A 9,806-nucleotide genomic window follows, 5' to 3' on the forward strand; every position below is an offset into this window, starting at 1 on the left:
GCCAGCAAGCCTACACTTGCGCCGTTTTAAACCACAATCTGGAGAAATTATGAGCCACTATCAGCATAAGAAAGGGCAAATTAACAATAACGCCATCGAGGCATTGCTTCATGATCCTTTGTTCAGACAGCGAGTTGAGAAGAATAAGAAGGGGAAAGGGAGTTATTTACGCAAAGACAAACATGGTAAAAAAGGGAACTGGGAGGCCAGTGGCAAGCAAGCGAATCGCTTATTTACCACTGGCCTTCTGCTTAAAACAGCTTAATCAGGAGCGTTTATTTTGTTCTTTCAACAGATCGCGGATTTCTGTTAACAGCAATTCCTCTTTGCCAGGAGCCGGCGGTGCTTTGGGTTCATCTTCCTGTTTACGTTTGAGACGGTTAATCAATTTAATCGCCATGAAAATAGCAAACGCGACAATAATAAAGTCGAAAATATTCTGGATGAAGACACCGTAATGCATTACGACTGCCGGGACATCGCCTTGTGCTTCGCGTAAAGTTAGGGCAAATTGCTTAAAGTCTATTCCACCAATCAGTAACCCTAATGGCGGCATGATAATATCAGCAACCAGTGACGACACAATCTTGCCGAATGCTGCCCCAATGATCACACCTACTGCCAAATCAACTACATTTCCCCGCATCGCAAATTCGCGAAATTCTTTTAGCAAGCTCATGCTCTTCTCCTTGTGCTGTCAGACAAGTTAAGTCTAACAAATGTATTCTCGTTTTCCATTGAGGGTAAAAATTTGCTGAATTTTTTTAACATTGATAAAACCAGGGTTAAATAAAAGGCGCCGGTCTGGCGCCCGATAATTACAGGAAGAAAGGGCTGGGCTGGAACAGGCGCTCAACGTCGGTAATATATTTTTTGTCGGTAAGGAACATGATGACGTGGTCACCCTGTTCGATACGTAAATTATCGTTGGCGATCATCACATCATTACCGCGCACGACGGCACCGATAATTGTGCCTGGTGGCAGCTTAATCTCATCAATAACACGTCCGACGACACGCGAGGTACTCTCATCACCATGTGCCACAGCCTCTATCGCTTCGGCAACACCGCGGCGCAGCGATGACACACCGACGATATCTGCTTTGCGCACATGGCTTAGCAACGCAGAAATAGTGGCCTGCTGTGGTGAAATCGCAATATCGATCACGCTGCCCTGCACCAGATCGACGTAGGCACGGCGTTGAATGAGCACCATGACTTTCTTGGCGCCCATTCGCTTGGCCAACATGGCGGACATGATATTCGCCTCATCATCGTTGGTGACGGCAATGAAGAGATCCATTTGATCAATATGTTCTTCTGCGAGCAGTTCCTGATCCGACGCATCACCATAAAACACAATGGTGTTTTGTAGTTTTTCCGCCAGTTCCGCCGCGCGTTGTTGATCGCGCTCGATCAATTTAACGCTGTAATCTTTTTCCAGGCGCATTGCCAGGCCAGCGCCGATATTCCCGCCGCCAACCAGCATGATGCGCTTATAGGGTTTTTCAAGACGCTGTAACTCGCTCATCACGGCGCGAATATGTTGAGACGCGGCGATGAAAAAGACTTCATCACCGGCTTCGACAATCGTTGAACCCTGCGGGCGAATTGGGCGGTCATGACGGAAAATAGCGGCGACGCGAGTATCAATATGCGGCATATGCTCGCGCATGGTTGATAGCGCGTTTCCTACCAGGGGACCGCCGTAATAGGCTTTTACGACAGCGAGGCTAACTTTCCCCTCGGCGAAATTCACAACCTGAAGCGCCCCCGGGTATTCAATCAATCGATAAAGACTGTCGATGACCAATTGCTCCGGGGCAATGAGGTGGTCAATAGGCACAGCTTCAGAATGGAACAACTTGTCTGCGTCACGCACATAGTCCGGAGAGCGGATGCGTGCAATACGGTTTGGCGTATTAAACAATGAATAGGCCACCTGGCAGGCAACCATATTCGTTTCGTCAGAACTGGTTACCGCAACCAGCATATCTGCGTCGTCAGCACCAGCCTCGCGCAGCACGCGTGGATGTGAACCATGCCCCTGGACGACGCGTAAATCAAATTTGTCCTGCAGACTACGCAGACGATCGCCGTTAGTATCCACGACGGTGATGTCATTATTTTCACCGACCAGGTTTTCCGCCAGCGTTCCGCCGACTTGCCCCGCGCCCAGTATTATGATTTTCATCAGCTGCGACCCGTTATCCTACTTATTGTTTGGAAAGCTTAGCGTAAAAGAAGCCGTCACCCTCTTCGGCTCCAGGCAGATTCTGCTGACCTGGCCGTTCTGGTGTTCCCGTTACGTTTAAGCGAGCATCAGGCGTACGTGAAAGGAATGCGGCAATTTGCTGGCTGTTCTCTTCCGGCAAAACTGAGCACGTGGCATACACCAGCGTCCCGCCAGGTTTAAGATGTGGCCAGACAGCATCAAGAATCTCAGCCTGTAATTGTACAAGTTCGCTGATGTCACGATCCCGGCGCAACCATTTGATATCCGGATGGCGACGAATAACCCCCGTTGCTGAGCAGGGCGCATCCAGCAAAATACGGTCAAATATCTCATCGCCGCACCATTGTGCAGGGTGACGTCCATCGCCTTGCTTCACCTCAGCCTTCATTCCCAGACGTTTGAGGTTGTCATAGACGCGGGAAAGACGTTGCTCGTCAATGTCGATAGCCAGAACGCGGGCTTGCGGAGCGGCTTCAAGGATATGTGTGGTTTTACCGCCTGGGGCGGCACACAAATCCAGGATGCGTTCACCATTTTGCGGTTCAAGGAAGGTTATGCAGCCCTGTGCGGAAGCATCCTGGACAGTGACCCAGCCCTCATCAAAACCGGGTAATGCGCTTACAGGAACCGCGGATGCCATGCGTACAGCATCGGGATAATCCGGATGTGAGAATCCTTCCATTCCGCTTTCGGCCAGCAGCGCCAGCCAGGCGTCACGGGAGTGATGGTTACGATTGACACGCAACCACATAGGTGGACGCAGATTATTGGCCTCGACAATATGTTGCCACTGTTGTGGATACGCTTTTTGCAGGCGTTTTAGCAACCATGTTGGGTGCAGGAAGCGTTGTTCACTCTGTTCAAACTCAGCCTGTAAGGCTTCTTGCTGGCGCTGGAACTGACGCAATACACCATTAATCAGGCCCTTAAGCTGTGGACGCTTGATAGCAACGGCACCTTCAACGGTCTCTGCCAGCGCGGCGTGAGCCGGAATACGGGTATGCAGTAGCTGATACAGGCCAATCATAATCAGATAATGCACGGTACGCTGTTTACCCGTCATTGGGCGGGACATCAGCTTGTTGATAAGCCAGTCCAGTTGCGGGAGCGTTCGCAGTGCGCCAAAGCAGAGCTCCTGCAGCAGTGCTTTGTCTTTATCGGAGACTTTTTGCTGTAGCGGCGGAAGAACATTACTCAGGGATTGCCCTTGCTCAACGACCTGCTCGATAGCCTGTGCCGCCATGCTGCGTAAATTAATATTTTTTTTCATAGCCACGAAAATAAAAACGCCCGGTAGTACCGGGCTTAAAGATAATTGTCAGACCAGACGATTGCCCGGCGTAAACCACTCCCGCCGGGAGTTTAGTAAATCCTGGGCATTCATCGCTTTTTTACCGGCGGGTTGGAGCGATTCAAGATTCAAAATGCCCTCAGCCGTTGCAACCTGAATACCTTGCTTATTAGCTTCAATAATGGTGCCGGGTTCGGCTTTAGCCTGGCTATTTATCACCGACGCCTTCCAGACCTTAACGGGCTGATCCTCAATGACGAAATAGCTCATTGGCCAGGGATTGAAGGCTCGAATACAACGCTCCAGCTGTTCAGCAGGCAAAGACCAGTCAAGAAGCGCTTCTTCTTTGCTAAGTTTTTCAGCATAGGTAACCTGCGTTTCGTCCTGAATCTCGGGCGTTGCCGTACCGGCTGCAATTTGCGTCAGCGTTGCGAGCAAACCCTGCGGGCCAAGTTGTGCCAGCTTATCGTAGAGTGTCGCACTGGTGTCTTCGGCAGTGATTGGGCAGGAGAGCTTATAAAGCATATCCCCCGTGTCCAGCCCGACATCCATTTGCATGATGGTGACGCCAGTTTCCGTGTCACCCGCCCAGAGGGAACGTTGGATCGGTGCCGCACCACGCCAGCGTGGGAGCAAAGAACCGTGTACGTTCAGGCAGCCGAGACGAGGCATCTCCAGAACAGCTTTCGGCAGGATGAGGCCGTAGGCGACAACCACCATGACATCGGCCTGCAAATCGGCAACGAGCTGTTGATTTTCCTGTGGACGAAGAGACACTGGCTGAAATACCGGAATCCCTTTCTCTTCAGCCAGTACTTTGACCGGGCTCGGCATCAATTTTTTGCCGCGTCCGGCAGGACGATCAGGCTGAGTGAATACGCCAACGATCTGATGCTCAGAAGAGAGCAGCGCGTCGAGGTGACGCGCTGCAAAATCAGGTGTGCCGGCAAATATAATGCGTAGTGAATCTGACACGTGGATTCTTATCCTTAAGCTCGCGCTTTCATGCGATCAAGTTTTTCAACTTTCTGGCGAATACGTTGTTGCTTGAGTGGTGACAGATAGTCAATAAACAATTTTCCGACCAGATGATCCATCTCATGCTGAATGCAAATAGCCAACAGGCCATCCGCTTCCAGCTCATAGGTTTGACCTTCGCGGTTCAGCGCGCGGATTTTCACTTTTTCGGCACGCGGAACAAGCGCACGCTGTTCTGGAATAGAGAGGCAACCCTCTTCAATTCCCGTCTCGCCGCTTTTTTCCAGCAGTTCCGGGTTAATTAACACCAGTTGCTCATCGCGGTTTTCAGAGACATCAATAACGATAATACGTTGATGAATATCTACCTGGGTTGCAGCCAGACCGATACCTTCTTCGGCGTACATCGTCTCAAACATATCGTCGACGATACGCTGAATTTCTGCATTAACTTCTTTTACCGGCGCGGCGACTTTGCGAAGACGCTCGTCCGGAATATGTAACACTTGCAAAACTGCCATAAATATCCAGAGTCGTGTTCAAGAGTAAGAAAGATTATTCCCTCTATTCTAGACAAATCCCCCTCCGATTGACAGCATCGGTGACCAATCGCAAGGATTGGGCGAGCTATTTATGGCAGGGATGCAGATGACTTCTACAGAAATATGGTTGCGCCTGATATATACAGGCGATCTGTTCGGTGAGGGGATGCTCAGGGCGGCGCAAAGCCTGGCAAATAGCGCTGTGATTGATGCTGAGACGTTAACCTCAAGCGGCCTGACGGCAAAACAGGCCAGACGGTTTCTGGCCATGAGCTCGCGGGAAATTGAAGAGAGTTTGCTATGGCTTGAGCAGCCACAGCATCATCTTATTCTGGCCTGCGAGAAGCAATATCCTCCGCAGTTACGGGCGCTTGCTGATTATCCTGGTGCGCTTTTTATTAAAGGGGATCCAGATGTGCTGGCGAGCCAGCAGATTGCTGTCGTTGGCAGTCGAGCACATTCATGGTACGGCGAGCGTTGGGGGACTCAGTTTTGTGAAGCTCTGGCACGGAGCGGTTTAACCATTACCAGTGGACTGGCACTTGGGATCGACAGTGTTGCGCATCGCGCAGCGCTTATCGCGCAGGGTAAAACCATTGGTGTATTGGGGCATGGCCTTTTTACCGTGTATCCACGGCGTCATATCTCCCTGGCTGCTGACATCGTTGCCAATGGTGGGGCGCTCGTCTCCGAATTTTCCCTCAAGACTACACCTAATCCGGGCAATTTCCCTCGACGTAATCGCATCATTAGTGGGCTTAGTCGTGGGGTGCTGGTTATTGAAGCTGCTTTACGCAGCGGCTCATTAGTGACTGCGCGCTGTGCGGTGGAACAGGGGCGTGAAGTTTTTGCGCTCCCCGGTCCGGTAGGAAATCCCGGCAGTGAGGGGCCGCACTGGTTGATACAGCAGGGCGCGCTCCTGGTTGTCTCGCCAGAAGAGATTCTGGAAAGTTTGCAATACGGGCTACATTGGTTGCAGCCAGGTAACGAAAATTCAATTTATTCGCCAGATCAAGAAGAGGTGGCATTGCCATTTCCCGAGCTCCTGGCTAACGTAGGAGATGAGGTAACACCTGTTGACGTCGTCGCTGAACGTGCCGGCCAACCTGTGCCAGTAACTGTGGCTCAGCTACTTGAACTGGAGTTAGCAGGGTGGATCGCAGCTGTACCCGGCGGCTATGTCCGATTAAGGAGGGCAAGCCATGTTCGACGTACTAATGTATTTGTTTGAGACTTACATCCATAACGAAGCTGAAATGCGGGTGGATCAGGACAAACTGGAACGGGACCTTACCGACGCTGGTTTTGATCGTGAAGATATCTATAACGCGCTTCTGTGGCTTGAAAAGCTGGCTGATTATCAGGAAGGCCTTGCCGAACCGATGCAGCTCGCTTCTGACCCGCTCTCCGTGCGTATTTATACGCCAGAAGAGTGTGAACGGCTGGATGCCAGTTGCCGGGGATTTTTATTATTCCTGGAGCAGATTCAGGTGCTAAACCTCGAAACACGTGAAATGGTGATTGAACGTGTGCTGGCGCTGGATACGGCAGAATTCGAACTGGAAGACCTTAAATGGGTCATTCTGATGGTTCTGTTTAACATTCCAGGGTGTGAAAACGCCTACCAGCAAATGGAAGAATTACTCTTTGAAGTGAATGAAGGTATGCTGCATTAATCATTTTTGCAGCTTCCAGAGTCCTTATGGCCAAATCAGCACTGTTTACGGTGCGTAACAACGAGCCCTGCCTACAGTGCGGGGCTGAACTCGTTATTCGTTCCGGCAAGCATGGTCCGTTTCTCGGATGTTCTCATTATCCGGAATGCGATTATGTTCGTCCGCTGAAAAGTCAGGCGGATGGACACGTCGTTAAAATTCTGGATGGACAAGACTGCCCCGTCTGTGGTGCCGTACTGGTACTGCGACAGGGGCGGTTTGGGATGTTCATTGGCTGTAGCCACTATCCTGAGTGTGAACATACCGAACAAATCGACAAACCCGATGACACCGCGATCACATGTCCACAGTGTCAGACCGGGCACTTGATCCAGCGACGGTCGCGATTTGGCAAAACCTTCCATTCCTGCGATCGTTATCCCGATTGTCAGTTCGTCATCAATTTCAAACCCGTGGCAGGGGAGTGTCCAACATGCCACTACCCGCTACTGATTGAGAAAAAAACGGCGCAAGGCATCAGATGTTTCTGCGCCAGTAAACAATGTGGAAAGCCGGTAACGGCGGAACAGACTCGTGAAGAATAACCTGCATTTGGATCCCATTGCTGCTGCGGTGGCGGTCCTGAAAAATAAAAAAGTCATCGCATATCCCACAGAAGCGGTTTTCGGTGTTGGTTGTGACCCGGACAGTGAGATTGCCGTAAATCGTCTGCTTGAGTTGAAACAGCGCCCGGTCGAGAAAGGACTGATCCTGATCGCCGCCAGTTTCGAGCAGTTAAAGCCCTATATAGACGACAGCATGCTGAATGAGACTCAGCGGCAGGCTGTTTTCGCCTGCTGGCCAGGACCGGTAACATTCGTCTTTCCTGCCAAAGCTACCACGCCGCGCTGGCTGACCGGGCGTTTCGACTCTTTGGCTGTGCGCGTTACCGATCACCCGCTGGTGATCGCGCTGTGCGAGGCGTACGGCAAACCACTGGTATCAACCAGTGCAAACTTGACCGGTTTACCTCCTTGCAGAACGGATGACGAAGTACGCCAGCAATTTGGTGCCGACTTCCCTGTCGTGGAAGGGAAAACGGGTGGCCGCCAGAATCCTTCTGAAATTCGCGACGCTCTCACCGGTGAATTATTTCGTCAAGGTTAACGCTATGGAATCCTACGCTGTATTTGGTAACCCCGTCGCACACAGCAAATCGCCGTTTATTCACGCGCAATTTGCGGCTCAGTTAAAGATTGAACATCCTTATGGTCGCGTACTGGCGCCAGTGGATGGTTTCGTCAATACGCTTGAGGCTTTCTTTATTGCGGGAGGAAAAGGCGCCAATATTACCGTGCCTTTTAAAGAAGAAGCTTTCAGTCGGGCAGATGAACTTACCGAACGCGCTGCGCTTGCGGGGGCGGTAAATACATTAAAGCGTCTTGATGATGGGCGCTTGCTGGGTGACAACACTGACGGGATCGGGTTATTGAGCGATCTGGAGCGCTTGTCATTTATCAAACCCGGCTTTCGCATCCTGCTAATTGGTGCGGGTGGCGCTGCACGAGGCGTACTGCTCCCACTGCTTTCGCTGGATTGCGCAGTGACAATAACCAACCGGACGTTGGCTCGAGCACAAGAACTGGCAACGCTTTTTGCTCATACCGGCAGCGTGAATGCGCTTGCGTTATCCGAGCTGGCAGGCCATGAATTCGACCTCATCATTAATGCTACCTCCAGTGGTATTGATGGAGGCGTGCCCGAGTTACCCGAATCTCTCATTCATGCAGAGCTTTTTTGCTACGACATGTTCTATCAAAAAGGCAGCACACCTTTCCTTGCCTGGTGCCAGCAAAATGGGGCGCAGCGATGCGCCGATGGTTTAGGGATGCTGGTGGGGCAAGCTGCGCATTCCGTGCTGTTATGGCATGGCGTATTGCCAGATATCGAATCTGTTATTAAACAGCTTCAGAGGGAACTGGCGGAATGAACCAGGCTATTCAATTTCCCGACAGGGAAGAGTGGAATGATGCCCAGCAGGCGGTGTGTTTTCCTGCCCTGGTTAATGGTTTACAACTTACCTGCATTATGCGTGCTGAGGTCCTGGCGGAACGTTTTGGAGGCGATTCGCCAGCGCTGTGGCTGGCGTTATTCCGGGAAAACCGCTGGGATCTGGAAGACGAGGCCGAACAGTTGATCCGTGAGCAGCAGGAAGACGAGCAGGGTTATATCTGGTTATCCTGAGCCAGATACTCATCCTTCCATTTCACGTAGTTGTTCGCCGAGTATTTTAACCCTGCGATCTCTTCTTCTTTTAGCGGGCGGATCTGTTTCACAGGGCTGCCAAGGTATAGGTAACCGCTCTCGAGGCGTTTATTTTGCGGAACCAGGCTGCCCGCGCCAATCATCACGTCATCCTCTATAACCGCGCCATCTAATAAAATGGACCCCATTCCGACCAGAACGCGGTTACCGATAATGCAGCCATGCAGCATGACTTTATGTCCCACCGTCACATCTTCGCCAATGATCAGCGGGTTACCTTCCGGGTTATAAGAAGACTTATGCGTAACGTGTAATACGCTACCGTCCTGGATATTACTGCGTGCCCCTATCTCTACATAGTTGACATCACCGCGGATAACGACCAGTGGCCAGATGCCGACATCATCAGCAATTCGTACATCGCCGATCACGACGCTGGTGGCATCGACCATCACTTTTTCACCGACTTGAGGATACAAATTTCTATAAGGACGTAAAACTGCGGACATAGCTACCTCATCAAAAACAGGTTGTGAAGAAGACTTTGGTGGCAATAACGGCCTTGTGCAAGCCTTTTACTTGTCATTATTCGAGCAGATCGTACGGGATCTCAGCGAAAAGGGCGAAAAAACAACAATCAGTAAAAAAGATCGAAAAAAGGCTTGTGCAAAAAAATGGGATCCCTATAATGCGCCTCCGTTGAGACGACAATGTGAAACACTTCACGAGATGGTCGGAACAACGAAGAGAAAAATCCTGAAATAACGGGTTGACTCTGAAAGAGGAAAGCGTAATATACGCCACCTCGCAACGGTGAGCGAAAGCCGCGTTGCACTGC

The 9,806-nt window shown here is 51.0% G+C and carries 12 protein-coding genes and 1 pseudogene; 7 read left to right on the forward strand and 6 right to left on the reverse strand.

The window, feature by feature from the left end:
- Window positions 1-49 precede the first annotated feature (49 nt).
- Window positions 50-375 (forward strand): annotated as a pseudogene (locus ABIB59_RS26140) (alternative ribosome-rescue factor A).
- On the opposite strand, the gene mscL reads toward ABIB59_RS26140, so the two are convergent.
- The 5 genes from mscL to def form a co-directional block, all read right to left on the reverse strand.
- Entirely contained in the window at window positions 266-679 is a 414-nt protein-coding gene (mscL, locus tag ABIB59_RS26145; protein WP_039076824.1) for a large-conductance mechanosensitive channel protein MscL, read from the reverse strand. The pseudogene ABIB59_RS26140 and the gene mscL overlap by 110 nt on opposite strands.
- 139 nt (window positions 680-818) lie before the next feature.
- Window positions 819-2,195, reverse strand: a complete 1,377-nt coding sequence (gene trkA / locus ABIB59_RS26150; RefSeq protein WP_039076825.1) for a Trk system potassium transporter TrkA — start codon at window positions 2,193-2,195, stop codon at window positions 819-821.
- A 22-nt stretch (window positions 2,196-2,217) separates the two neighbouring features.
- Window positions 2,218-3,507, reverse strand: a complete 1,290-nt coding sequence (rsmB, locus tag ABIB59_RS26155; RefSeq protein ID WP_354037685.1) for a 16S rRNA (cytosine(967)-C(5))-methyltransferase RsmB — start codon at window positions 3,505-3,507, stop codon at window positions 2,218-2,220.
- Window positions 3,508-3,555: 48 nt separating this feature from the next.
- The gene (gene fmt / locus ABIB59_RS26160) at window positions 3,556-4,503 is read right to left on the reverse strand and encodes a methionyl-tRNA formyltransferase (RefSeq protein WP_107224656.1); all 948 of its coding nucleotides are present in this window, start codon (window positions 4,501-4,503) and stop codon (window positions 3,556-3,558) included.
- A gap of 14 nt (window positions 4,504-4,517) precedes the next feature.
- Window positions 4,518-5,027 (reverse strand): peptide deformylase, encoded by a 510-nt coding sequence (gene def, locus ABIB59_RS26165; protein WP_039076828.1) that lies wholly within the window; start codon window positions 5,025-5,027, stop codon window positions 4,518-4,520.
- A gap of 127 nt (window positions 5,028-5,154) precedes the next feature.
- Between def and dprA the strand changes: the two genes are divergently transcribed.
- Genes dprA through ABIB59_RS26195 form a run of 6 tightly spaced genes read left to right on the forward strand, consistent with a single transcriptional unit; the run spans window position 5,155 to window position 8,947 of the window.
- A complete protein-coding gene (dprA, locus tag ABIB59_RS26170) occupies window positions 5,155-6,279 on the forward strand; it encodes a DNA-protecting protein DprA (protein WP_317078747.1) in 1,125 nt (374 codons plus the stop codon).
- A complete protein-coding gene (gene smg, locus ABIB59_RS26175; protein WP_039076830.1) occupies window positions 6,251-6,724 on the forward strand; it encodes a DUF494 family protein Smg in 474 nt (157 codons plus the stop codon). The genes dprA and smg overlap by 29 nt, the downstream gene beginning before the upstream one ends.
- Window positions 6,725-6,750: 26 nt before the next feature.
- Window positions 6,751-7,308 (forward strand): DNA topoisomerase family protein, encoded by a 558-nt coding sequence (locus ABIB59_RS26180; RefSeq protein WP_354037680.1) that lies wholly within the window; start codon window positions 6,751-6,753, stop codon window positions 7,306-7,308.
- A complete protein-coding gene (gene tsaC, locus ABIB59_RS26185; RefSeq protein ID WP_039076832.1) occupies window positions 7,298-7,870 on the forward strand; it encodes an L-threonylcarbamoyladenylate synthase type 1 TsaC in 573 nt (190 codons plus the stop codon). The genes ABIB59_RS26180 and tsaC overlap by 11 nt, the downstream gene beginning before the upstream one ends.
- A 4-nt stretch (window positions 7,871-7,874) precedes the next feature.
- Complete coding sequence (gene aroE, locus ABIB59_RS26190; protein ID WP_354037682.1) at window positions 7,875-8,693, forward strand: shikimate dehydrogenase; 819 nt, start codon at window positions 7,875-7,877, stop codon at window positions 8,691-8,693.
- Window positions 8,690-8,947 carry a DUF1488 family protein gene (locus ABIB59_RS26195; RefSeq protein ID WP_071193701.1) on the forward strand — a complete coding sequence of 86 codons (258 nt, stop codon included), beginning with the start codon at window positions 8,690-8,692 and terminating at the stop codon, window positions 8,945-8,947. The genes aroE and ABIB59_RS26195 overlap by 4 nt, the downstream gene beginning before the upstream one ends.
- On the opposite strand, the gene ABIB59_RS26200 is transcribed toward ABIB59_RS26195, so the two are convergent.
- A complete protein-coding gene (locus ABIB59_RS26200) occupies window positions 8,929-9,477 on the reverse strand; it encodes a gamma carbonic anhydrase family protein (protein WP_039076835.1) in 549 nt (182 codons plus the stop codon). The two genes, ABIB59_RS26195 and ABIB59_RS26200, sit on opposite strands and share 19 nt — an antisense overlap.
- Window positions 9,478-9,806: the final 329 nt, after the last annotated feature.

This window comes from Citrobacter sp. UYEF32 (assembly GCF_040546205.1).
In the GTDB taxonomy this organism is placed as follows: Bacteria; Pseudomonadota; Gammaproteobacteria; order Enterobacterales; family Enterobacteriaceae; genus Phytobacter; species Phytobacter diazotrophicus.

What these genes read in the sequence shown, in the direction of transcription:
- mscL (WP_039076824.1), bottom strand. Translation starts at nt 679, where the DNA reads ATGAGCTTGCTAAAAGAATTTCGCGAATTTGCGATGCGGGGAAATGTA.
- trkA (WP_039076825.1), bottom strand. Translation starts at nt 2,195, where the DNA reads ATGAAAATCATAATACTGGGCGCGGGGCAAGTCGGCGGAACGCTGGCG.
- rsmB (WP_354037685.1), bottom strand. Translation starts at nt 3,507, where the DNA reads ATGAAAAAAAATATTAATTTACGCAGCATGGCGGCACAGGCTATCGAG.
- def (WP_039076828.1), bottom strand. Translation starts at nt 5,027, where the DNA reads ATGGCAGTTTTGCAAGTGTTACATATTCCGGACGAGCGTCTTCGCAAA.
- dprA (WP_317078747.1), top strand. Translation starts at nt 5,155, where the DNA reads ATGACTTCTACAGAAATATGGTTGCGCCTGATATATACAGGCGATCTG.
- smg (WP_039076830.1), top strand. Translation starts at nt 6,251, where the DNA reads ATGTTCGACGTACTAATGTATTTGTTTGAGACTTACATCCATAACGAA.
- ABIB59_RS26180 (WP_354037680.1), top strand. Translation starts at nt 6,751, where the DNA reads ATGGCCAAATCAGCACTGTTTACGGTGCGTAACAACGAGCCCTGCCTA.
- aroE (WP_354037682.1), top strand. Translation starts at nt 7,875, where the DNA reads ATGGAATCCTACGCTGTATTTGGTAACCCCGTCGCACACAGCAAATCG.
- ABIB59_RS26195 (WP_071193701.1), top strand. Translation starts at nt 8,690, where the DNA reads ATGAACCAGGCTATTCAATTTCCCGACAGGGAAGAGTGGAATGATGCC.
- ABIB59_RS26200 (WP_039076835.1), bottom strand. Translation starts at nt 9,477, where the DNA reads ATGTCCGCAGTTTTACGTCCTTATAGAAATTTGTATCCTCAAGTCGGT.